Origin of the sequence: Neobacillus sp. 114 (assembly GCF_030127045.1) — a bacterium.
Taxonomy (GTDB): Bacteria; Bacillota; Bacilli; order Bacillales; family Cytobacillaceae; genus Neobacillus; species Neobacillus rhizophilus.
The window spans coordinates 547,018-569,604 of record NZ_CP126144.1 but is presented as its reverse complement, the minus strand read 5'-3'; the positions used below and the strand labels follow the sequence as shown (position 1 = coordinate 569,604).

Annotated in this window: 20 protein-coding genes and 2 riboswitches; of the genes, 3 read left to right on the top strand and 17 right to left on the bottom strand. The window is 42.7% G+C overall.

What is annotated here, in order from left to right; all coding sequences use genetic code 11:
- Nucleotides 1–24 precede the first annotated feature (24 nt).
- The gene (locus QNN06_RS02730; RefSeq protein WP_284036919.1) at nucleotides 25–1,428 is read right to left on the bottom strand and encodes an amino acid permease; all 1,404 of its coding nucleotides are present in this window, start codon (nucleotides 1,426–1,428) and stop codon (nucleotides 25–27) included.
- Nucleotides 1,429–1,483: 55 nt separating this feature from the next.
- Complete coding sequence (locus QNN06_RS02725) at nucleotides 1,484–2,260, bottom strand: creatininase (protein WP_284036918.1); 777 nt, start codon at nucleotides 2,258–2,260, stop codon at nucleotides 1,484–1,486.
- Between the two features lie 515 nt (nucleotides 2,261–2,775).
- On the opposite strand from QNN06_RS02725, the gene QNN06_RS02720 reads away from it, so the two are divergent.
- Both QNN06_RS02720 and QNN06_RS02715 read left to right on the top strand, forming a co-directional pair.
- The gene (locus tag QNN06_RS02720; RefSeq protein ID WP_284036917.1) at nucleotides 2,776–4,011 is read left to right on the top strand and encodes a M24 family metallopeptidase; all 1,236 of its coding nucleotides are present in this window, start codon (nucleotides 2,776–2,778) and stop codon (nucleotides 4,009–4,011) included.
- Between the two features lie 163 nt (nucleotides 4,012–4,174).
- Nucleotides 4,175–5,404, top strand: a complete 1,230-nt coding sequence (locus QNN06_RS02715) for a YbfB/YjiJ family MFS transporter (RefSeq protein WP_284036916.1) — start codon at nucleotides 4,175–4,177, stop codon at nucleotides 5,402–5,404.
- Nucleotides 5,405–5,452: 48 nt separating this feature from the next.
- Here QNN06_RS02715 and lpdA read toward each other — a convergent pair whose 3' ends face one another.
- From lpdA to solA, 12 genes are all read right to left on the bottom strand, one after another.
- Complete coding sequence (lpdA, locus tag QNN06_RS02710; RefSeq protein ID WP_284036915.1) at nucleotides 5,453–6,853, bottom strand: dihydrolipoyl dehydrogenase; 1,401 nt, start codon at nucleotides 6,851–6,853, stop codon at nucleotides 5,453–5,455.
- A gap of 25 nt (nucleotides 6,854–6,878) precedes the next feature.
- Nucleotides 6,879–7,181 (bottom strand): iron-sulfur cluster biosynthesis family protein, encoded by a 303-nt coding sequence (locus tag QNN06_RS02705; protein ID WP_213120704.1) that lies wholly within the window; start codon nucleotides 7,179–7,181, stop codon nucleotides 6,879–6,881.
- A 36-nt stretch (nucleotides 7,182–7,217) separates the two neighbouring features.
- Complete coding sequence (gene lipA, locus QNN06_RS02700; RefSeq protein WP_213120705.1) at nucleotides 7,218–8,096, bottom strand: lipoyl synthase; 879 nt, start codon at nucleotides 8,094–8,096, stop codon at nucleotides 7,218–7,220.
- A 116-nt stretch (nucleotides 8,097–8,212) separates the two neighbouring features.
- The gene (gene gcvPB / locus QNN06_RS02695; protein ID WP_284036914.1) at nucleotides 8,213–9,691 is read right to left on the bottom strand and encodes an aminomethyl-transferring glycine dehydrogenase subunit GcvPB; all 1,479 of its coding nucleotides are present in this window, start codon (nucleotides 9,689–9,691) and stop codon (nucleotides 8,213–8,215) included.
- The gene (gcvPA, locus tag QNN06_RS02690; RefSeq protein WP_284036913.1) at nucleotides 9,684–11,036 is read right to left on the bottom strand and encodes an aminomethyl-transferring glycine dehydrogenase subunit GcvPA; all 1,353 of its coding nucleotides are present in this window, start codon (nucleotides 11,034–11,036) and stop codon (nucleotides 9,684–9,686) included. The genes gcvPB and gcvPA overlap by 8 nt, the downstream gene beginning before the upstream one ends.
- A 1-nt stretch (nucleotide 11,037) precedes the next feature.
- Nucleotides 11,038–11,433, bottom strand: coding sequence for a glycine cleavage system protein GcvH (gene gcvH / locus QNN06_RS02685; protein ID WP_284036912.1), 396 nt, complete (start codon nucleotides 11,431–11,433; stop codon nucleotides 11,038–11,040).
- Nucleotides 11,434–11,510: 77 nt separating this feature from the next.
- Nucleotides 11,511–12,623: a glycine cleavage system aminomethyltransferase GcvT gene (gene gcvT / locus QNN06_RS02680; RefSeq protein ID WP_284036911.1), complete on the bottom strand. Its 1,113-nt coding sequence runs from the start codon at nucleotides 12,621–12,623 to the stop codon at nucleotides 11,511–11,513.
- A 15-nt stretch (nucleotides 12,624–12,638) separates the two neighbouring features.
- The gene (sdaAA, locus tag QNN06_RS02675) at nucleotides 12,639–13,520 is read right to left on the bottom strand and encodes an L-serine ammonia-lyase, iron-sulfur-dependent, subunit alpha (RefSeq protein WP_284036910.1); all 882 of its coding nucleotides are present in this window, start codon (nucleotides 13,518–13,520) and stop codon (nucleotides 12,639–12,641) included.
- Nucleotides 13,520–14,038 (bottom strand): serine dehydratase beta chain, encoded by a 519-nt coding sequence (locus tag QNN06_RS02670; RefSeq protein ID WP_213120711.1) that lies wholly within the window; start codon nucleotides 14,036–14,038, stop codon nucleotides 13,520–13,522. Before QNN06_RS02670 ends, sdaAA begins: the two co-directional genes overlap by 1 nt.
- Before the next feature lie 15 nt (nucleotides 14,039–14,053).
- Nucleotides 14,054–15,304 (bottom strand): serine hydroxymethyltransferase, encoded by a 1,251-nt coding sequence (glyA, locus tag QNN06_RS02665; RefSeq protein ID WP_213120712.1) that lies wholly within the window; start codon nucleotides 15,302–15,304, stop codon nucleotides 14,054–14,056.
- Nucleotides 15,305–15,380: 76 nt separating this feature from the next.
- Nucleotides 15,381–15,463: riboswitch (glycine riboswitch) on the bottom strand.
- Between the two features lie 3 nt (nucleotides 15,464–15,466).
- Nucleotides 15,467–15,571: riboswitch (glycine riboswitch) on the bottom strand.
- Between the two features lie 80 nt (nucleotides 15,572–15,651).
- Complete coding sequence (locus tag QNN06_RS02660) at nucleotides 15,652–16,065, bottom strand: hypothetical protein (RefSeq protein WP_213120713.1); 414 nt, start codon at nucleotides 16,063–16,065, stop codon at nucleotides 15,652–15,654.
- A 63-nt stretch (nucleotides 16,066–16,128) separates the two neighbouring features.
- Nucleotides 16,129–17,295: an N-methyl-L-tryptophan oxidase gene (gene solA / locus QNN06_RS02655; RefSeq protein ID WP_213120714.1), complete on the bottom strand. Its 1,167-nt coding sequence runs from the start codon at nucleotides 17,293–17,295 to the stop codon at nucleotides 16,129–16,131.
- Between the two features lie 172 nt (nucleotides 17,296–17,467).
- Between solA and QNN06_RS02650 the strand changes: the two genes are divergently transcribed.
- Nucleotides 17,468–18,343, top strand: coding sequence for a LysR family transcriptional regulator (locus QNN06_RS02650; RefSeq protein WP_213120715.1), 876 nt, complete (start codon nucleotides 17,468–17,470; stop codon nucleotides 18,341–18,343).
- A gap of 257 nt (nucleotides 18,344–18,600) precedes the next feature.
- Here the strand turns inward: QNN06_RS02650 and pfkA are convergent, their stop codons facing one another.
- The 3 genes from pfkA to fba form a co-directional block, all read right to left on the bottom strand.
- Nucleotides 18,601–19,560, bottom strand: coding sequence for a 6-phosphofructokinase (gene pfkA / locus QNN06_RS02645; RefSeq protein WP_213120716.1), 960 nt, complete (start codon nucleotides 19,558–19,560; stop codon nucleotides 18,601–18,603).
- A gap of 71 nt (nucleotides 19,561–19,631) precedes the next feature.
- Nucleotides 19,632–21,632: a transketolase gene (gene tkt, locus QNN06_RS02640; RefSeq protein WP_213120717.1), complete on the bottom strand. Its 2,001-nt coding sequence runs from the start codon at nucleotides 21,630–21,632 to the stop codon at nucleotides 19,632–19,634.
- A gap of 31 nt (nucleotides 21,633–21,663) precedes the next feature.
- Entirely contained in the window at nucleotides 21,664–22,557 is an 894-nt protein-coding gene (fba, locus tag QNN06_RS02635) for a class II fructose-1,6-bisphosphate aldolase (protein ID WP_213120718.1), read from the bottom strand.
- Nucleotides 22,558–22,587 lie beyond the last annotated feature (30 nt).

The following is a 22,587-nucleotide window of genomic DNA, read 5'->3' as shown; positions in this document are numbered from 1 at the left end:
AACTTCCATTAGACCTTTTTCACGCTATTCAGCATTAGTTATTTCAGGATTAAGGATGTTAGCATTTATTGATTTTTTCCGGGATAGGTTCGTTTTAATGGCATAAATGATGACTACTACAACGGCACTAAGTATGCTTAAGGTAAACTGAGACCGGGTACTAGCGTTAAAAGCCATTGTCGTGATGACCGCGATGATTGATAAACTGGCCAAAATTGTTAGATACGGGTATGCCCACATCCGTAATTTAAGACGCTCAGGCTCTTCACGCTCGATCTTTTTGCGAAGTATTAGCTGCGAAATAGCGATTAATAAGTAGACGAACAGCGCAATAGCTCCGGAAGAGTTCAATAAGAATTGAAACACTGTATCTGGTGATACGAAAGCCATAATGACGGAAATGAATCCAAATATCGTACATGTCAGGATTGCTTTTAACGGGACTCCTCTTTTTGTCACTTGTGTAATCCATTTAGGGGCGTCTCCTTTATCCCCCAGAGCAAATAACATCCTCGAAGCAGTGTATATGCCGGAGTTCAAACATGAAAGGACGGCTGTTACAACAACCAGGTTCATAATCGTATCAGCGTATGGCATCCCCATTACTTTAAGTGCACTAACATACGGATTTGTAAGCGCTTTAGCATCATTCCAAGGAATAACACTTACGATAATAAAGACGGACCCTACATAGAACGTCATGATTCGGACAATAACAGAGTTTACCGCTTTTACGACTGCCTTTTCAGATTCTACCGACTCAGCAGCTGCAATTGTTACGATTTCGGAACCAACGAAGGAAAAAATAATGGTGGCAACAGCGATAAAGACGATTCCAGGACCTTTAGGAATAAATCCGCCATGTGATGTTAAGTTAGACAAGTGCATTTCTGTGCCAGGTAATAAACCAAAAATGTAGGCGCCACCTAGGGTAAGAAATAAAGTAATGGCAACAATTTTAATTAATGAAAACCAATACTCAAATTCACCATAGGCTTTAACTGAAAATATATTCGTGATCGTTAAGGCTACAAGCAAGATTAGATTTAAAGCCCAGAGAGATACATTAGGAAACAACCAATCTCTTAATATAGCAGCCCCGGCAATTGCTTCTACTGCAATAACAATAACCCAGAAATACCAGTACAGCCAGCCCACGGTGAAACCCGCCCAATTTCCCAGTGCCTCGCGTGCATAATCTGAAAATGATCCTAATGATGGCTTAGCAACCACCATTTCCCCGAGCATTCTCATAACAAGGATGACTAAGATCCCCGCCAATAATGCTGTAATTACAGCAGCCGGGCCGGTCATCTGGATGATAGCCCCGCTCCCTACAAATAAACCCGCACCGATTGAACCGCCAAAAGCAATCATTGTCAAATGCCTAATCTTTAGGCCTTTTTGCAGCTGTCCTTCCTGGTTCATAAAATCTCCCCTTATTAATTATTTTTTGTTTAGATTTAAAACAAACAAATGGAGACTATTTAAAGGTGACCAAATCTAAGGAGAATTCTTTTTTCAAAAAGGAAACTATTGTTTTTGTTGCATCTTCTACGATTAGTTTTCCTTTTGCGGAAGAGCTGGATCGTGCTGAATGCAAGCATCCTGTAGGCGGGATAAGCGATTTATCAGGAGGAAAGCATTGATACGTTGGAGGACTAACCATTCCATCATCCGTTATCAAATCTTCGTTAACAAGTTCTGGTGAAAAATGCATCATTAAGGAAGTTTCTGAGATTGCTGCGTGCTCCAGGGCCCAGCCCGGGAATTTTACTTCACTAAATACTTTTGAAATGGTTTCAGCTGATAGATTATCCCACCAATTGCAAATTAAAACCTTAGGAAACTCTTCTGTTTGATTTCGAAGCAAGAGATCGCAAGCTTCCGAAAGAAATGCCTCATTCTCATAATGGGCACTGAAAATGAGAATTTGCTTCCAGCCATCAGCTACGAACTCTTTCAATAAATCGTATACTAATGAGGTTAAAGTAGAGCCGTTTAGATCAATCGTTCCTGGGAACATCGGCCCGCCGCCTGAGGCCGGAAGTGATTTATACCCATAGGATACTGTTGGGGCTACTACCGCATTTACTTCCTGGGCGATAGCTAAGCTAAACTGCGTCGCGATGATTGTGTCAACACCAAGCGGCAAATGGGGTCCATGTTGTTCTGTAGAGCCGACAGGTAATATTAAGATCCCATTCTCTACTTTGTCACGATATTCTTTCCAGGTCATATTACTAATAAGACGATTCATTCCTCTACTCCTTTCAATTGTAATAATCTTCTGCATCACGTGCTGAAACTGCCTTCATTAATCTGAAATCCTATTGTTACCTCCCATCTTCTGTCATGTATCCTCCTAGCTGCTAATGGCTTTGTTTTTTAAATCTTAACACCCTATGAAAACGATTACTATTGACCCAAAGTGCTGAATTTTCGGAAAATTATACATAATTTTATATCTATTTTAGACAAATACAACAAAATGACAAGCAAAAGAGGAGATTTCTACAAACTAGCTTTCAATGTATTGGACCTATCTTGTACTGCGTGCACAAAATATCCCCTGTTTTTAAATCAAATATTAAGCATGAACATACAATTGTTAACACGGAATATCGGTTGTAAGATGAAATTATATCAGGTAGTTTTCAAAATATTAAAAAATTGGCGGTGGTTGCTATAAGTACATAAGAATAGAAGACTTTGATTTTCAGGTTAGCAAAGTTTAAAAATAAATTTTATTATCAGGAAGGTAGGAGAAGAAACATGCAACAAATCACAGATCTTGAAAGAACGAAAATTCTGCACAACGGCGAAAAGTTTAAAGGAACTTTCTCTAAAGCTGAAATGGAGCGCCGTAATACAAACCTTCGCAATTACATGGCTTCAAAAGATATTGACGCTGTACTATTCACTTCTTACCATAACATTAACTATTACAGCGATTTCTTATTTACTTCTTTCAATCGGAATTATGGACTAGTTGTTACACAAAACATACATGTAACAGTCAGTGCCAACATCGATGGCGGTATGCCTTGGAGAAGAAGCTTCGATGAAAATATCGTTTACACTGACTGGAGAAGAGACAACTACTTCTTTGCAATCCTAAAAGTTTTGGAAGAAGCCGGAGTTAAAAATGGCCGTATCGGTATTGAAGAAGACAATGTATCAGTTGATCTTCGCAGAAAATTTGTTGACGCATTTCCAAACTTTGAATTAGTCGATGTTTCTCACGATATTCAGAGATCACGTTGGATCAAATCTGCAGAAGAAATCCAACACATTAAAAATGGTGCAAGGATCGCTGACATTGGCGGTTATGCAGTTGTTGAAGCAATCCGTGAAGGTGTGCCTGAATACGAAGTAGCTCTTGCCGGAACGCAAGCAATGACTCGCGAAATTGCAAAATTATATCCGCAGTCTGAATTAAGAGACACATGGGTATGGTTCCAGTCTGGTATTAATACTGATGGTGCTCATAGCTGGGCTACATCTAGACAAGTACAAAAAGGTGATATCCTAAGCCTTAACACATTCCCGATGATTGCAGGTTACTATACAGCTTTAGAGCGTACGATGTTCTTGGAAGAAGTTTCTGATGCCCATCTTAAATACTGGGAAATCAACGTTGCAGTACACAAACGCGGTATTGAATTAATCAAGTCTGGTGCAGTATGTAAAGATATCTGTGCAGAGTTAAATGAAATGTTCCGTGAGCATGATTTAGTTAAAAACCGTACATTCGGTTATGGTCACTCTTTCGGGGTTCTATCACACTACTATGGCCGTGAAGGCGGGCTAGAATTCCGCGAAGATATCGAAACAGTTCTTCAACCAGGAATGGTCGTTTCTATGGAGCCATGCTTCAATATTCCTGAAGGACAGCCAGGTGCCGGCGGATACCGTGAGCACGATATCCTAGTTATTAATGAAGATGGTACTGCTGAAGATATCACAGGCTTCCCATTTGGCCCTGAATATAACATTATTAAGAAGTAATTCAGGTACTTAATAAAACAAAAGTTTGCTAGAACTGGGGGTTCATCGCCCCCAGTTTTATTCGCTTATAAAGCAGGAAACTTTTTCGAAGCAGACACATAGATTCTATTGTTCAGCAAAAAAGGCTGCTATTAATCTATGCAGAAAGGAGCATTAGAAATAAATGAAGAAAAACCAGCAAATTTGGAAGTATGCCTTGACATCCACATTGGTATCTTTATGTGTAATTGGCTTTGGCAGGATGTCTTATGGGATTCTAATGCCCTTTATGAAAAATAGTTTATCACTTACTTACCAGCAGGCCGGATTATTGGGCACAGTTACTGCTGTCGGCTATTTGAGCCTAGTTCTCTTTGTAGGCATATTTGCGGCGAAATGGGGATCGAGGAAGTTAATCATCATCGGGACCTTGCTTGTCACCTGTGGTTTAGTCTATTTAACCTGGACGCAAACTTTTCTTAGCTGTTTAGTTGGAATGGTGCTGTTAGGGATCGGGGCTGCTTTCACCTATACCCCGCTGGTAAATATCGTGGTGGGATGGTATCCACAGCAAAGAGGAATGATGATTGGCTTTATTATTAGCGGTTTAGGATTAGGGTCACTGATTTCAAGCTTACTAATACCAGTCTTTACTGATTGGTTTTCCACCAATGGCTGGCGATATCTATGGCTTTTATTCAGTTTCGTTACTCTTCTTTCCTCCTTTGTTTCCTATCGAATCCTTCGAGACCCTCCGACAGTGTTACATAAAACTGATCAAAAGGGACATTCTTTTGTTCATGATGTGTACCTAAATAAAAAGGTTGTCCTGGTTGCAGTCATTTATGGGTTGATAGGATTTGCTTATTTAATTCCACAAAGTTTCCTTTTTAGTTTTTTATTAGACTCACATATTAATCAATATTCTGCTGGCCATATCATGTCTTTGGGCAGCATTATGTCTATCTTTAGCGGACCGTTGTGGGGAACGATTTCGGACAAAATTGGCAGGAAAACGTCCATGCTTATTACCCTTTTTCTAGGCGCCGTCTCCATGATCATCCCGATCATATTTCCGGTTTACCTTGGGTTTGTCATCTGTCAATTCCTGTGGGGGATTACTTACGTCGGAATGCTCTCACTAATCCAAGCCCTTTCAACAGAGCAGGTTCATCAGTCTTATGCCCCTGTTGCCTTAGGCTATGTCACTGTTTATTTTGCTGTCGGACAATTTATTGGCCCCGGCCTTGGCGGCTGGTTCATCGACTATCTTGGTGGAATTCCCTCCGCGCTATATCTTTGCAGCGGGCTCCTTCTAGCAGCCTTTGTATTATCCACACAATTAAATAAAAAAATAAAAGGCAAGCTGGCATTCGAAAAGAAGCATCATGAATTAAAGGAAAGCCATGAATGAATTCCTATGTAAGAAGGGTAACCCAATACTGGGTTACCCTTTTAATAATTAGGCATGTATTTCCTTACCCTCAACTGCCAGTGCTGCTTCACCAATAGCTTCTGCTAAAGTCGGATGAGGATGGATGGTATGGGCAATCTCCATCGAGGTAGCATTTAATACTTGAGCTAGCCCCAGTTCTGTAATCATATCGGTTACATGCGGTCCAATCATATGAGCTCCTAACAGCTTATTGGACTCTTGATCAACAACCAGCTTAACAAAGCCATCTGCTTCCCCAAATACAAGTGCTTTACCGATTGCCCGAAATGGGAATTTACCAGTTTTTACCTGATATCCTTTCTCTTTTGCCTCATCTTCTGTCAGGCCGACACTTGCTACCTCCGGGCTTGAATAGATGCATTTTGAAACTAGCGTATAGTCGAGTGGTGCTGTTTTTTCGCCTGCCATATGTTCAACGGCGATGATGCCCTCATGGGAGGCAACATGGGCAAGCTGCAAGCCGCCAATCACATCACCAATGGCATAAATGTCCGGTTCATTTGTTTGATAAAATTCGTTCGTTTGAATGATTCCTCTTTCCACGGCAACAGTAGTATTTTCTAGACCAAAGCCTTCTACATTGGCCAGTCTTCCGACTGAAACGAGCAGTTTATCGGCGGAATAAGGAACTTCCTTCCCTTTATGTTCCGCTTTAATCGATACACCTTCCCCTTTTTCCAATGTTTCTGGCAGCACCTTTGCCCCAGTGACAATTTTTACGCCTTTTTTCTTCATAAGACGCTGTGCTTCCTTCGAAATTTCTTGATCCTCTGTCGGCAAAATGCGATCGGCATATTCGATGACTGTTACTTCTATACCAAAGTCAATTAACATAGAAGCCCATTCGATACCAATAACACCGCCGCCAACAATCAGAATGGAACGAGGCAGTTCTTCCATTTGCAGTGCTTCGTCCGATGTCATGACATACTTCCCGTCCGCCTCCAAACCGGGAAGTGTCCTTGGGCGGGAACCTGTTGCAATTAAAATATTTTGACAGTTTAAGAGGATATCCTCATCCTCATTGTTCAGTCTCACCGAAACATTACCTGCCCCTAAAACCCTGCCTTTACCTTCATAAACATCGATTTTTCCCTTTTTCAGCAAATGCTGTACACCCTTAAACAAGCGTTCCGTGATTTCTTCCTTCCGAGCCTGAACTTTTCGAAAATCCAGGCTGACTTCAGGAGCAATCACCCCGAATTTTTCTCCGTGTTTTGCATTTGCAAATACTTCCGCACTTCTCAACAATGCCTTGCTTGGAATACAGCCTGCATGAAGACATGTTCCGCCGAGCTTCCCTTTTTCCACTACTGCTGTTTTTAAACCTAATTGAGACGCCCGAATGGCTGACACATACCCGCCTGTTCCCCCGCCGATAATGACAACATCATATTGATTTGACATCTTATATATCTCCTTTTATATCTATTTAAAACTCAATTGCACATGCACTTGAGCTAAAACTTTCGCCAACCTGAAAACCATATTCCTCTGTATAATCAATTTGAGTTATTTCATCTAAATAGCGTTTTGTAAAATGGTCAATTCGAATTTGAATTCCTTCATATTCAATAACCGTGTCATTCCGTCGCATTCCATCAAAAATAAGATTAAATTTCACTGAAATTCCGCATCCGCCGGCAATATCAGCATCAATCCGCGGAAGCTGATCTTCGTTCGTCTTCATTTTTTTTAGCTTGTTCACTGCTGCTTCTGTTAAGCTGATTACCAATTCTCTCTCTCCCCCTTTATAGCCTTACACGGCTACTTACACATTCACTTTTATCGCATTGACCTGCTCATCTGCATGATAAGAAGAGCGGACAAGAGGACCTGCCTCACAATGACTGAATCCTTTTTGCAGGGCGATTTCCTTTAATTCGTTAAACTCTAGCGGACTCCAATACTTTTGGACTTTTAAATGTTGTTTTGTCGGCTGCAAATATTGACCAATTGTGATGATGTCTACATTGTTGGCACGAAGATCATCCATCGCTTCGATAATTTCTTCTTTTGTTTCGCCAAGACCAATCATAATGCTGGATTTCGTTGGAATGTTTGCGTTTATTTCCTTTGCCCTTCTTAAAAACTCCAGCGATCGTTCATAGGTGGCACGGGCACGCACTTTTGGGGTCAAGCGTTTTACTGTTTCGATATTATGGTTTAAAATATCGGGTCTTGCATCCATTAATATTTTTAAATTGTCATAAACTCCGTTCATATCGGACGGAAGAACTTCCACACTGCAAAATGGGTTCCTTCTTCTTACTGCACGTACGGCTTCAGCAAAAACCTGCGCTCCTCCATCTTTTAAATCGTCACGGGCAACCGCGGTGATGACAACATGCTTTAAGCCCATTTGCTCGACCGATTCAGCTACACGTTCCGGCTCTTCCCAATCCAGCTCTGTCGGAAGCCCCGTTTGCACAGCACAGAAACGGCAAGCCCTGGTGCAGACACTTCCTAATATCATAAATGTTGCGGTTCTCCGGATAGCCCAGCACTCATGAATGTTCGGACATTTCGCCTCTTCACAGACCGTATGAAGTTTTTTTTCGCGCATCATTTTTTTTAAACCGGTATATTGTTCATTCGTATTTAATTTAATTTTAAGCCAATCTGGTTTGCGAACATGTTCGACAGACATTTCATCTACTCCTATGAACGAATCGAGATTCAGTTTTTACTATTTGTTTAAAACCACCACGTATGAATAAAGCCAATCCGACCTCTTTTCATACGTGGTGGTTTATTTTTTCACCTTTAAGATTTTACGGTTTCTTTGCTTGCTTCCTTCATATACCGCAGGATTGTCTGCCTTGCCGCTTGTACTTCATCCAAACGCCCAATGACGGTTGTATGCGGGGCCTCCAACACAATACCAGGATTTTCTTCAACCTCTTTAGCAATTTTAACCATCACGTCAGCAAAAGCATCCAAGGTTTCTTTTGACTCTGTTTCTGTCGGTTCAATCATCAAGCATTCTTCTACATTCAACGGGAAGTAGATGGTCGGCGGATGATAGCCGAAATCAAGCAGGCGTTTAGCCATATCAAGAGTCCTGACACCAAGCTTTTTCTGTTTGGATCCCGATAAAACAAATTCGTGCTTACAAACTTGCGAATACGGTGCTTCAAAATACGGCTCAAGTTTATTGCGAAGATAATTTGCATGAAGCACAGCACTTTCGGATACCTGCCGCAATCCTTCAGGCCCCATTGTCCGAATATAGGTATACGCGCGAACAAGAATGCCAAAATTCCCATAATAGCCTTTTACCCTGCCGATTGAAAATGGATGATTCGTGTCCAGCACATAGCTGTCACCGTCTTTGTCAACACGCGGTACAGGCAGGAACGGAATCAGCTTCTTCTTTACACCGACTGGACCCGCGCCAGGACCTCCGCCTCCATGAGGGGTTGTAAAGGTTTTATGAAGATTTAAATGGACAATGTCAAAGCCCATTTTCCCCGGAGTCGTTTTCCCTAATATAGCATTCGCATTGGCACCATCGTAATACAATAATCCGCCGGCTTCATGGACAACCTTGGCAATTTCCAGGATTTCTTTTTCAAATAGGCCAAGGGTATTCGGGTTTGTCAGCATTAAGGCGGCTGTGTCACTATCGACATGTTTCTTTAATTCTTCCAGGTCAACTAACCCATCTTTATTTGATGGAATGGTTACTGTTTTAAAACCGGCAACTGTTGCACTGGCAGGGTTCGTTCCGTGGGCCGAGTCGGGAACAAGCACCTTTTTTCTCTTCTCACCCTTTTGCTCATGATAGGCTTTTACCATCATCAAACCGGTCCATTCACCTTGAGCACCGGCAGAAGGCTGCAGGGTAACGGCATCCATTCCGGTAATTACCGCCAAATCTTCTTGTAATTCATATAAAAGCTTGAGGGCGCCTTGAACGGTTTCAACCGGCTGATAAGGATGAATGCGGCTAAAGCCTTCAAACCTTGCTACATCTTCGTTAATTTTCGGATTGTATTTCATCGTACAAGAACCAAGCGGATAAAACCCATTATCGACCCCATGATTTTTATTCGAAAGCGCTGTATAATGACGTACAAGCTGAAGCTCTGATACTTCCGGAAGCTCCGCTGCCTCTTGACGGATCAAATGCTTAGAAAGCAAGTCTTGTAAATTAATTTTATCAACATCGCTTGCCGGGAGGCTGGAACCCATACGGCCCGGACGACTGATTTCAAAGATTAAGTCATTATATTCAACCATTTACAACTGCCTCCAGTACATTGATAAATTGGTCAATCTCCTCTTTCGACCGCTGCTCTGTTACCGCAATCAGCATTTGGTTTTCGAATCCATAATCAATTCCCAAATCAAACCCGCCAATGATGCCCGCTTCAAGAAGTTTCGCATTTACTTCCTTGACTGGAAGCGGCAGCTCAACGATAAATTCATTAAAGAATGGTGCCTGATTTTCAATAATAAAGCCATTTTCTTTTAACCGTTTTGCCATATAAGCAGCTTTCTCAATGTTCAGCTGGGCCATGTCACGAATCCCTTGTTTTCCAAGAGCTGACATACAAATGGCGGAAGAAAGGGCATTCAATGCCTGATTAGAACAAATATTGGAGGATGCTTTGTCACGGCGAATATGCTGCTCCCGTGCTTGCAAGGTCAATACAAAGCCGCGTTTCCCTTGATCATCAGCCGTTTGACCAACAATTCGGCCTGGGATTTTACGCATCAACTTTTTATCAACAGCAAAATAACCACAATGCGGACCGCCAAAGGACATCGGGATTCCTAATGGCTGCATATCACCGACCACAATATCCGCCCCGAGAATTCCCGGTGCCTCCAAGAGTGCGAGTGCAAGCGGGTTGGCACTGACAATAAACAGGACCCCTTTTGCTGCTGCGATTTTCTTCAATTCCGCCAAGTCTTCAATCGAACCAAGGAAATTTGGGTATTGGACAATGACAGCGGCGGTGTTTTGGTCTACTTGTTCCTCGAGCTGCTTTAAGTCTGTTACATCACCAGCAAGACGAGTTTCTTCCATTATATATGTCTGACCATCAGCTACCGTTTTCAAGACGGCACGTGATTCAGGATGAACCGCCTGTGACACAATTACTTTAGAACGCTTCGTATGAGCAACTGCAAGAGATGCCGCTTCTGCCAATGAGGTAAAGCCATCGTACATCGAAGAATTGGCAACATCCATGCCTGTCAGTTCACAAACCATAGTTTGAAATTCAAATATCGCCTGCAGTTCACCCTGGCTGATTTCCGGTTGGTAAGGTGTATAGGCTGTATAAAATTCTGAGCGGGAAATCATGTGATTCACAACACTTGGAATGTAATGGTCATATGTTCCCGCACCAAGAAACGTCGGGAATTGATTGGCATTAATATTTTGCCCGGCAAGCTGCTGCATTTTTTTCAGAAGGAGCGGTTCAGGAACCGCTTCCGGTATATTTAACTCACCATCCAGACGAATCTCCGCTGGTAAATCCTCAAATAAGGCTTCTGTCGAAGAAATATTTAACAAGGCAAGCATTTCCTCTTGATCTTGTTTTGTATCAGGAAGGTATCGATAAGTCGATGTCATCTTATTCCTCTCCTTCATTAATAAATGCCTGATACTCAGCTTCATTTAAGAGTGCTTCTAATTCTTCTGGATTGCACAATTCTACCTCTACCAACCAGCCGGCATCATATGGTTGTTCATTGATTGTCTCAGGAGCGCTTTCCAGTTCCTCATTGACACTTACAACGGTACCAGATACAGGTGAGTAAATATCAGAAACTGCTTTAACCGACTCAATTGTCCCGATTGTTTCGTTAGCCGTTAATTCATCGCCTTCTGCTGGATTCTCAACGAAAACGATATCCCCCAACTGGTGCTGCGCATAATCAGTGATTCCGATTCGTACCCGATTTTCACCCAATGATAATACCCACTCATGCTCCTTGCTATATAAAAGGTTTGCTGTCGCGTTTGTCATATGAATCCTTCCTTCCACCCTAGTATTCATAAATTTAGTCAATCCTGTAAAACCAATCAATCTCGGAAAAAATGAACCTAACTCTTTTTATAAAAAGGTGTTTTCACAACAACTGCCTCAATTTGCTTATTGCGAATTTCAACCTTAACCTTAGTTCCAACTGCTGCAAATTCTGCGCTTAAAAGGGCAAGGCCTAAACTTTTCTTCAATGTCGGGGAATGGGTTCCCGATGTAATGAAGCCAATTTCCTCTCCGCCTTCAGAAAATACTTTATAGCCATGCCGCGGGATCCCTCTTCCAGTCACTTCGATTCCGACTATTTTTCGTTTTAATCCTTCTTCTTTTTGCTTAGCAAGTACTTCCTTACCTAAAAATGCTGATTCTTTGTTTGTTTTTACGGCAAACCCGATGCCTGCTTCCAGAGGTCCGATGTCGCTGGAAAGCTCTTGACCATACAGTGCCAAGCGGGCTTCAAAGCGAAGTGTATCCCGGGCCCCAAGTCCGCAAGGCTTTAAGCCATCTTCTTTTCCTGCATCTAACAGCCTCTCCCAAAGCGCTTCCACTTTGTCTGCCGCTAAATAAAGCTCAAATCCGTCCTCTCCCGTATAGCCGGTGCGGGAGACTAGTACACCAGAGATCCCGGAAACCGTGACATGATCGGCAAACTGGAAAAAGCCAATTTCCGCTAAATTTGTATCGGTTACCTTTTGTAAAATTCTTTCGGCTTTTGGACCTTGAATAGCCAGCTGTGCAGTGTCAGCAGAAATATTTGTTAAGGTGACATTCCCTTTTGCCTGCTGTTTCATCCACTCGTAATCTTTTTCAATATTTGCCGCATTAATCACCAGAAGATATTTTTCACTCGCTAACTTGTAAACTAGTAAATCATCGACTGTTCCGCCGTCCGGGTAACACATTGCCGTATACTGTGCCTGGTTGATCTGAAGCTTGGTTACATCGTTTGTTACGAGGTAATTAATATAGCTCTCAGCATCTTTTCCTTCTACAAGTACCTCACCCATATGCGAAACATCGAACAGACCTGCTTCATTACGGACTGCCTCATGTTCTTCTAAAATGCTGGAAAATTGAACCGGCAGTTCCCATCCTCCAAAATCTATCACTTTTGCGCCGTACTTTTTATATGTTTCAAAAAGCGGTGTCCGTTTTAATACTGTATCTGTACTCATCTGAGCCCCTCCGTCTTATGTGTTTCTGCAAAGTAACCGATCTTTCAATTTCATTCCTGTGTCCGTCATGGCCAGGCCGCCGAGCGCTGTTTCCCGAAGCGTGCGCGGCATTTCCTTGCCTATTTTGTACATTGCCTCAATGACTTCATCACATGGAATTCGGCTTTCAATCCCGGCAAGCGACAGGTCAGCTGCTGAAAAGGCAATCGAGGTACCGATTACGTTCCGCTTGATACATGGAACTTCGACGAGACCAGCAACCGGGTCACATACTAATCCTAAAAGGGATTTCATCGCGAGCGCCGTGGCGTTCACCACCTGCTCTGGTGTCCCGCCCTTTAATTCAGCAATCGCCCCGGCCGCCATTGCTGTGGCCGAACCGACCTCCGCTTGGCATCCTCCGGCCGCTCCAGAGATAAAGGAACGGTTGGCAATCACATATCCGAGTGCACTTGCGGTAAACAAACCCATGACTAAATCCCGATAGGAGGTACCGTCATTCTTGCGAAGAGAAAATAATACCCCGGGTAAAATACCGGCGGCCCCTGCCGTTGGCGTTGCCACAATCACGCCCATCCGTGCATTGGTTTCCGACGTGGCCATTGAGAAAGTCATCGCATCGTTAATATACGGACCAGATAAACCCTTCCCGTTATTTACGTATTCGCTCATCTTAACGGCATCACCGCCAGAGATACCGCTTGGTGCTGGGGACCCATCTTCTACGCCGCTCTCAACTGCATGCTTCATTTTAATTAACCGCTCTGCCATCATATCGATAATCGTCTCTTTGTCTCTCCCCGATTTTTCCATTTCCACCATCAGCATCATTTCGCCAACAGTTTTCCGTTCTCGGGTACAAAGTTCGATGAGCTCGTTCATTGATCGAAAATCCATCATACACCCTCCAACATCGCTTCATAAAAAGTATTGGAACGATATTTTGCGGCAATTTTCGAAAAATCATCATCTGTGCTTAATCGAATATCAACTTTTTCATCATCAATCATAAAGATTTTTGATAAACCTCCGCCTAAAGATACACCGCCTACTTTAACAATAAGGTCTGCCCGTCTGGCCCTGACAACCGTTGTGTTTGGATGATCATAATACGGGCAGCGATTCTCAAATTTAAATTCGTAGTGAAGCCCGTATCGATTGGTTAATTCGACCGCGTATCTAATTCTGGTATCATCTGTATTCATCCCCAGCAGGCCGCCGAGAAGCGCTTTATCTGTTCCGTGTCCCTGGTATGTTTCAGAGAACGAATCATAGAAAGTTATATCCGCCTTTTTTGGGGATCCTCCAAGCATCTCATAAACAAATTTCCCGATTGATACAACACCTGCTGTATGAGAACTGGATGGCCCTACCATAATCGGGCCGATGATGTCAAAACAGCTTTGATACTCCATTAAGCTACCCCTTTCTTAAACAGTGATTGGCTGTTGAAATAATGGAAATCCCCCGCAAATTGCTTTTGTTGTCTTTCTTCCCTGTTCGATTACGGCGAAATCCCCTTTGCTCTTAAGAACGGCTGCGATCACTTTTGCGATTTGCACCATTTCTTCTTGTTTCATCCCACGTGTGGTTAATGCTGCAGTCCCCATACGGATTCCACTTGTCACAAACGGGCTTTGCGGGTCGTATGGAATGGTGTTTTTGTTAACTGTAATTCCGACTTCTTCAAGCAATTTCTCTGCTTCTTTTCCGGTTAAATCCCACGGACGCACATCTAGGAGAACAATATGATTATCAGTCCCGCCGGATACAAGAGCTGCACCTTCCTGCTTTAATGCCTCTCCAAGCGCAGCAGAATTATCAATAATCTGTTTGGCATATTCTTTAAAGCTTGGCTGCAATGCTTCCTTGAAAGCAACTGCCTTAGCGGCAATGATATGCATGAGCGGACCGCCCTGAATTCCCGGAAAAACCGCTTTATTAATTTGTTTTAAGATTTCTTCATCGTTTGTTAAAATGACGCCGCCTCGCGGACCGCGCAATGTTTTATGTGTGGTGCTGGTCACAACATCCGCATACGGCACCGGAGAAGGATGGAGACCGGCGGCAACAAGTCCAGCAATATGCGCCATATCAACCATCAGTTTTGCACCAACCTGATCGGCTATTTTTCTAAACCTTGCAAAATCAATGATTCTTGGATAGGCGCTAGTGCCGGCAATAATTAGTTTTGGTTGTTCTTTATTGGCAACCTCCTCCAATTCATCGTAATCAATCAAGTGATTGTCTTCTCTTACCCCATAAGAAACGACATCAAACCATTTCCCTGACATTGCCACTGGACTCCCGTGTGTTAAATGGCCGCCATGCGATAAATTCATCCCCATAATCTTATCTCCTGGTTTAAGCAGGGCGAAAAAAACAGCTGTATTGGCCTGTGCACCGGAGTGAGGCTGGACATTGGCAAATTTGGCGCCAAATAATTTAGTCAGCCTTTCAATCGCTGCCTGTTCTGCGACATCTACAAATTCACAGCCGCCATAATAACGTTTTCCGGGATACCCTTCGGCATACTTGTTCGTCATCACACTTCCCATTGCTTCCAAAACGTCCGGGCTGACAAAGTTTTCTGATGCAATTAACTCCAACGTATGGAGCTGGCGATTTTTTTCACTTTCGATTGCTTCAAAAATTGTTGAATCGTTATGCTGTAAGCTCATTGATCTTCCTCCATTTTTCCATCATTGTTTTTTAAAAAACAAAAAAGGACAGAAAAGGGGTGTAAAATCATCCCTTCTCTGTCCTTTTACCTGAGAGTTAAACTCCAATATTTATGGAGCTTTCTCCTTTGGTGGCATTTTCAAATACGCTCTCCAGAGGTGCGTCCTGTTATGGTTCTTTTACCTGAGAGATTGGTTCCAAGGGTTTTTTTGGAACTTGCTCCTTCGGTGGTAGATGTAGATATTACACTCTCCCACAACAATCATTCGCTCTATTCAATTTTATTATTTTCAGAATAATCATTCTGTTTATAATTGTCAATTCTTTTTTTAGATTAGTTTGGTTATCACAAATAAGAAGGATTTGCTTCTACATTTTTGAAGTAAACCACTTCGCCATCACTTTCACCATCGAAAATAACAGTTGTATTAGGGGAGAAAACTAATACGTCCCCGACTTCTGCCACATATTTATTTCCTTCTACATCGCGGACAACCATTTTGCCTTTGGTAACAACTTTGATTTCAATAAAAGTAAATTCTGCAGAATAATCAACCGAAGGCTGGAGTGCATAGTAACCCATTGTTAATACTTGTTTTTTATCTGTAACCGGCACATCAAGGATTTGCCCCTTTAACTCAGGTGTTCCCCGCAATACGCTTAATTCATTTAATTTATAGGTTCCTGCTTTAATTAATTGAATGCCCGGTTTTGCATCTAAATAAGATAATTGGCTTTGTGTTAATGTTTTTTCGCTCATTTTTGCACCTCTAAATTTATTATTTTTTTAATCGTTCTAGTATATTGGCAATTTAATAATCTATTAGATCTTTGCTTTCTGTTTTAATGCAGGGCGATTGATAGAGAAGAGAGAAATATCATGTTCCGTTTTGCCGGTTGTCACTAATTGGCTCAGCGTTTCTCCAACGACACTTGAGAATTTAAATCCATGGCCGGAGAATCCCGCTGCGATTGCGACATTGGAATACTGTGGATGCAAATCAATCACAAAATGCTCATCAGGTGTTTTGGTGTACATGCAAACTGCCCCTCTTTTAAGGCTTCCAGTAGCACCAGGCATGTATTCTTCTAGGAATCTGCGAATATTTCCTTCATCCTCAGTATAGATCCCAAATTCACGATTAATTGTATCTGGGTCGATTTTTTGACCAAAAGTATGGTATCCTATTTTCAAACCGCAGCCGCTGAAGCTTGGGAACCCGTAATAGATGCCTGTCGGTACTTCAACCATGAACGCCGGGAATCCATGGGTATTGCTATACTGGGACTCTTCGCATTCGAAGAATCCTACAACTTGGCGGTATGGCTGTAATGGAATATCAATATTTAACTTTGATAGAAGCTTGCTGTTCCAAGCTCCCATGCTCAAGATTAACTTACTGCCTGTAAAGGAACCAAATTCTGTTTGGATTTTGACAGAGTCCTCGGAAATCTCAAAATCCTCAACCCGTGTATGCGTTAACACTTTGGCACCATGCGCTTCGGCTAGTTCCCGGTAAGCGCGGATGCAATTTTCACTAAACAAGACACCGGAGTTCTTTTCGTAAATAGCGTTAAAATTTTCAGGGACGGTTACACCCGGCCAGCGCTGATGAATTTCATCGCCTTCTAGTAGATCAACATCCAATCCATGAATATTTGCGGCTTCTATCGTTTCAGCAACGAAGTCAGATTCACCTTTAGGGCCAAATACTAAAACACCGGTTTTGGTAAAAATCTTATGATGTGTTTCTCTCTCAAGTTCATACCATAACTCCTGGGCTCTTAATGCAAACGGTACATACTCACGTCCTTCACCATAAGCATGGCGGATAATCCGTGTGTCACCGTGATGGCTGCCATTTGTATGAGGCGGATCAAATGCATCTACCAATAATGTTTTTACACCTTGTTTGGCCAGGTAATAACCTGCCGCCATTCCCATCGATCCTGCGCCAACAACAATTACATCAAAGTCTTTTTTGCTCATCGTTTCTGCTCTCCTTTTTAATAATTTAAATTTTCTTAATTCTTTAATAATATCTTACGACCTTTCTGCCATCATGTAAAATGATTAAAAGAGATACTATCTATCTCTATTAGAAATATTATCTCTATTAGCAATGTGGTTAGGAATAACAGATTGATACGGGGGAATAGCCATGGAAATTAAGGATTTGCGGATTTTTCAAAAGGTAGCTGAGTTCGGTAGCATTTCAAAGGCCGCCAAAAGCCTAAATTATGTTCAATCCTATGTAACCGTAAGGGTCAGGCAGCTGGAGGAAGAACTTCAAACCGAGTTATTTCACCGCTCAAGCCGCGGGATGGTTATAAATTCGGAAGGAAAAAAACTATTGTTTTATGCTCAAAAAATTATTTCCATGGTCGATGAGATGTTAAAAGTGGTTCAAGACTCGGATAACCCCGTTGGTACCCTTGAAATAGGCACTGTTGAGACATTATACAAACTTCCACTGATTCTTTCTGCCTATCACAAGAAATATCCCAATATTGACTTGTCTCTTGTAAGCGGTGTAACAGAGGATCTTGTCGAGGATATTCTCAGCTATAAACTGGACGGAGCGTTTGTAACAGGAAATTTTAATCATCCACAAATTGCTCAATATGAAGTCTTTGAAGAGGAATTGGTTTTAATCTCCAACAAGGAAGAGATTCCTTTTGAGGAATTAAAAAACAAGCCGCTCCTTGTTTTCAAACAAGGGTGCAGCTACCGTTCAAAATTGGAGGGCTGGGTCCGCGATGAAGGAAGAATCAATGCAAAAATCATGGAATTTGGCACATGGGAGACGATTTTGGGCAGTGTAATAGCCGGTTTAGGTATTACGATTATCCCAAAATCTACGGTTAGTCTCTTGGAGGCAGATGGGGTCGTTCGAATCTATCATATTCCCGAAAAATACTCCAAAATCACAACGGTTTTTATTCGCCGGGCAGATTCATTCTTGACAAATACGATGCAGAAATTTATCGAAACAATCCAAAATGTTAGTGATCAAGAAAAAAAGGTAGAAGTATAATTGTAGTGGTTAGCGTAATCCCCCTGCATAATGAGAGGGGGATTATGCTAGGTTACAAGATATAGAGTTTTCAGCCAGGATTTTTTTTTGATTCGATTGTTCTTGGTGGTGGATTAAAATTTTTATTTCCTGAAATTCACTTTTTCCGCATATACTGCAGATCGATACTTTTGAATAAAGCGCTCTGCAATGAATGCAATATTTTTTTTCCATTGTGGCCACTCTCCTATTCATAATTTTGAAGATGGATATTTTCCTTAAATAGAAAGGCTTCTAGCTAACTCGTAAATGGAAAGATCGATTGTGTGCCGGCCTTTTTCCACTTCCACAAAGGTAGTAAAGGTTAGCTGCCCACTTTTCACACCAACCATGACACCTTTCTTCCCCTCCATGAGCAAATCAACGGCTAGTGCTCCCATTTGGCTGCTCATCATTCGATCATAGGCGCTTGGAGAACCCCCTCTTTGAATATGCCCAAGTATGGTAACCTTTGTTTCAAATCCTGTTTTTTCTTGAATCTCTTTTCCCATTTGCAGCCCTTTGCCAACACCTTCTGCCACTACAATAATACTGTGTCTCTTTCCGCGCTGGTGCCCCTGCTTGATCCGATCAATCACATCTTCCAAATCATAGTCGGCTTCTGGGATAATGATGGACTCCGCCCCGCCGCACACACCTGCCCATAAGGCAATATCCCCGGCACCTCGGCCCATCACCTCAATGACATAAGTACGTTCATGGGAAAATGCTGTATCGCGAATTTTATCGATTGCTTGAACAGCTGTATTTACGGCCGTATCGAATCCAATCGAATAGTCTGTCCCTGCAATATCATTGTCAATCGAGCCCGGAATACCGACCGTCGGGAAGCCTAACTCTGTTAATTTTCTTGCACCCCTGAAAGAACCATCCCCGCCGATGACAATTAATCCCTCAATCTCGTTTTCTCTTAATATTTGAATAGCCTGCTGCTGTACGATTGTGTCCTTGAATTCCTCACACCTGGATGTTTTTAAGATGGTGCCTCCCCGATGAATAATATCCCCTACACTTCCTAAGCTCATTGGAGTGAAATCGCCCTCAATCAAGCCCTTGTAACCATTTACCACCCCAAATACATCTAATCCCTTGTGTATCCCTCTGCGAACAACAGCACGAATCGCTGTGTTCATTCCTGGTGCATCCCCGCCGCTCGTTAATACCGCTATCTTTTTCATGCAAAACCCTCCATAAAAAGGGCAGATTCAAAAGCTTGAAGTCTGCCCTTATCCAAATTGTTCATAGAACCTTATAGAAGCGCTTTAAACTGGGAAACAATATTCTTAACGGTAAATCCATATTCCTCCATTATTCTCTCGGAAGGTGCTGAAGCGCCGAATTGGTCTGCAGCAATGACGCTTCCGCAATCACCAACGTATTTATGCCAGCCCAAGGAAGCACCCATTTCAATTGCAAGCCGCACGGGAATATTTTTTGGGAGCACACTTTCTTTATATTCCTGCGATTGCTTTTCAAAGCGATCCCAGCTTGGCATGCTTACCACAGAAACACGAATTCCCTCTTTTTCAAGTGCCTTTTGCGCCTCAATGGCAAGCGTTACCTCTGAACCGGATGCGAGTAAAAGTCCATCCATATTTTTCGATTTGGAAACAACATAGGCTCCCTTTTTAACACCTTCATAGGCTGTTTCAGCATCAATGATTGTTGGCAAATCTTGACGGGAAAGGATGAGCGCTGTCGGTTCTTGTGTACTTTCTATTGCAAGCTTCCATGCTGCGGCTGTTTCGTTTCCGTCTGCCGGGCGGATCGTTGAAAGTCCAGGCATTGCCCGTAAGGATGCCAATTGTTCAATCGGTTCGTGCGTTGGACCGTCCTCCCCGACGGCAATGCTGTCATGTGTGAATACATAGATGACCGGCACTTTCATTAGCGCAGAAAGACGGATTGCCGGGCGCAGGTAGTCAGAAAAAACGAAGAAGGTTGCTCCGAATACCTTTACGCCGCCATGCAGTGCCACACCATTTACAGCAGCACCCATTCCAAACTCGCGTACTCCAAACCAAATGTTTCTTCCGCTATAATCTGCTGCACTAAAGTTTCCTTCACCTTTCAACAAGGTCTTATTGGAAGATGACAAATCGGCTGAGCCGCCAAATAATTGCGGAACTCTTTTCGCAAGAGCGTTTAACACCTCTCCGCCTGAAGAACGAGTTGCAAGCGTATCTTTGCCTACTTGATATTGCGGAACATCCTTATCCCAGCCTTCAGGAAGCTGCCCGCTAATGGCAGATCTTAATTCGTTTGCAAGAGATGGGAAGGCCTCCTCATACTCGGCAAACAAGTCATTCCAAGCCTGTTCCTTCTTCTGGGATGCCTCTTCCAGCTCCTTAAAGTAAAGTTTTACATCTTCCGGGATATAAAAATCCTCTTCGTATTCCCAATTATATTGCTCTTTTACAAGTTTTATTTCTGCTTTCCCAAGCGGGGCGCCATGTGAAGCAGACTTGCCGCCTTTATTAGGAGAACCGTAACCAATGGTTGTTTTCACTTCAATTAAGGTTGGTTGTTCTTGATTAGCCTTGGCAGCAGCTAACGCTCCCGCTATTTTCTCAACATCCTTCCCATCTTCGACCTGCAATACTTGCCAGCCATATGCTTCGAAACGCTCCTGAACGCTTTCACTAAATGACATGTGGAGATCGCCGTCAAGGGAAATATCATTTGAATCATATAACACAATTAAACGGCCAAGTTTCAAATGACCGGCAAGTGAAGCCGCTTCGGCTGATACACCTTCCATCAAATCCCCATCACCACAAATACTATAGGTGCAGTGGTCAATCACATTGAATTCATCGCGATTATACACGGATGCCAAATGTCTTTCTGCCATCGCCATCCCAACGGCCATTGCAATTCCCTGCCCAAGCGGTCCCGTTGTGGCATCCACGCCGGCTGTATGGCCAAATTCAGGGTGACCTGGTGTTTTGCTTCCCCATTGACGGAAATTTTTCAAATCTTCCAGCGACAAGTCATAGCCGGTTAAATGCAATAAGCTGTATAACAGCATCGATCCATGGCCGGCGGATAAAACAAAGCGATCACGGTTAAACCAGCCTGGATTTTTTGGATTATAATTCATAAATTTCGTCCAAAGGGTGTAAGTCATCGGCGCTGCACCCATCGGCATACCGGGATGGCCTGTTCCGGCTTTTTCAATTGCATCAATGCTTAGCGTTCTAATCGTGTTAATGGATAGCAGATCCAAATCTACCTTTTGATCAATCATCATGCTTCCCCTTTCTCCTTCTATCGGCCCCTTAGTTTGTCACCAAGCTGGCTTCCGCTTGTTGAGCTTTTCCTGAAGAACCGAATTCACGCATTTTGCCTTTCACTGTATCTTTAATTGCTTCACGGGCAGGTCCCAAGAATTTGCGCGGGTCGTATTCTTTTGGCTTCGCACTTAATACTTCACGAACAGCTTTTGTAGCTGAAATTTGGCTTTCTGTATTGACATTAATTTTGGCAGTTCCAAGCGAAATCGCTCTTTGGATGTCCTTTGTTGGAATTCCTGTACCGCCATGAAGAACAAGCGGAACACCCGTTAATTCTTTCACTTCTTTCATCCGATCAAAACCGAGTCTTGGCTCTCCTTTATACGGGCCATGGACGGAACCTAAAGCCGGTGCAAAGCAGTCTACGCCAGTTTCGCGGACCAATTGTTCACATTCAGCAGGGATAGCATACATCGCTTCGGCATCCTCAACGCTTAAATCGTCCTCCTGTCCGCCAATTCGGCCAAGCTCTGCCTCAACCGATACGCCAACAGCATGTGCTACTTCCACTACACGTTTCGTTAATTTAATATTCTTCTCGAGCGGATAGTGCGAGCCATCAAACATAACAGAGGTAAATCCGGCATGGATTGCTTGGACACACATCTCAAGACTTGGACCATGATCAAGATGAATTGCAACAGGTACTGTCACCTTATATGTTTCCATTAATTCTTTCACTATGGTTACAATCAGCTTAAATCCGCCCATATATTTGGCAGCGCCTTCGGATACGCCAAGAATGACCGGTGAATTCTCCTCTTGGGCCGCTTGTAAAATGGCCTGCGTAAACTCAAGGTTATTTACGTTAAACTGTCCAACTGCGTAATGGTTTTCTTTTGCATGAATCAGCATTTCTTTCATTGAGACTAATGGCATATTATTTCCTCTCCTTTTTTTAATTAGTTT

What these genes read in the sequence shown, in the direction of transcription:
- QNN06_RS02660 (WP_213120713.1), bottom strand. Translation starts at nt 16,065, where the DNA reads ATGAGCGAAAAAACATTAACACAAAGCCAATTATCTTATTTAGATGCA.
- QNN06_RS02670 (WP_213120711.1), bottom strand. Translation starts at nt 14,038, where the DNA reads ATGGAGTATCAAAGCTGTTTTGACATCATCGGCCCGATTATGGTAGGG.
- QNN06_RS02650 (WP_213120715.1), top strand. Translation starts at nt 17,468, where the DNA reads ATGGAAATTAAGGATTTGCGGATTTTTCAAAAGGTAGCTGAGTTCGGT.
- lpdA (WP_284036915.1), bottom strand. Translation starts at nt 6,853, where the DNA reads ATGTCAAATCAATATGATGTTGTCATTATCGGCGGGGGAACAGGCGGG.
- QNN06_RS02725 (WP_284036918.1), bottom strand. Translation starts at nt 2,260, where the DNA reads ATGAATCGTCTTATTAGTAATATGACCTGGAAAGAATATCGTGACAAA.
- sdaAA (WP_284036910.1), bottom strand. Translation starts at nt 13,520, where the DNA reads ATGGATTTTCGATCAATGAACGAGCTCATCGAACTTTGTACCCGAGAA.
- lipA (WP_213120705.1), bottom strand. Translation starts at nt 8,096, where the DNA reads ATGTCTGTCGAACATGTTCGCAAACCAGATTGGCTTAAAATTAAATTA.
- gcvPB (WP_284036914.1), bottom strand. Translation starts at nt 9,691, where the DNA reads ATGGTTGAATATAATGACTTAATCTTTGAAATCAGTCGTCCGGGCCGT.
- glyA (WP_213120712.1), bottom strand. Translation starts at nt 15,304, where the DNA reads ATGAGCTTACAGCATAACGATTCAACAATTTTTGAAGCAATCGAAAGT.
- QNN06_RS02720 (WP_284036917.1), top strand. Translation starts at nt 2,776, where the DNA reads ATGCAACAAATCACAGATCTTGAAAGAACGAAAATTCTGCACAACGGC.
- tkt (WP_213120717.1), bottom strand. Translation starts at nt 21,632, where the DNA reads ATGATTGATCAAAAGGTAGATTTGGATCTGCTATCCATTAACACGATT.
- gcvT (WP_284036911.1), bottom strand. Translation starts at nt 12,623, where the DNA reads ATGAGTACAGATACAGTATTAAAACGGACACCGCTTTTTGAAACATAT.
- gcvH (WP_284036912.1), bottom strand. Translation starts at nt 11,433, where the DNA reads ATGACAAACGCGACAGCAAACCTTTTATATAGCAAGGAGCATGAGTGG.
- pfkA (WP_213120716.1), bottom strand. Translation starts at nt 19,560, where the DNA reads ATGAAAAAGATAGCGGTATTAACGAGCGGCGGGGATGCACCAGGAATG.
- QNN06_RS02715 (WP_284036916.1), top strand. Translation starts at nt 4,175, where the DNA reads ATGAAGAAAAACCAGCAAATTTGGAAGTATGCCTTGACATCCACATTG.
- gcvPA (WP_284036913.1), bottom strand. Translation starts at nt 11,036, where the DNA reads ATGACATCGACTTATCGATACCTTCCTGATACAAAACAAGATCAAGAG.
- fba (WP_213120718.1), bottom strand. Translation starts at nt 22,557, where the DNA reads ATGCCATTAGTCTCAATGAAAGAAATGCTGATTCATGCAAAAGAAAAC.
- solA (WP_213120714.1), bottom strand. Translation starts at nt 17,295, where the DNA reads ATGAGCAAAAAAGACTTTGATGTAATTGTTGTTGGCGCAGGATCGATG.
- QNN06_RS02730 (WP_284036919.1), bottom strand. Translation starts at nt 1,428, where the DNA reads ATGAACCAGGAAGGACAGCTGCAAAAAGGCCTAAAGATTAGGCATTTG.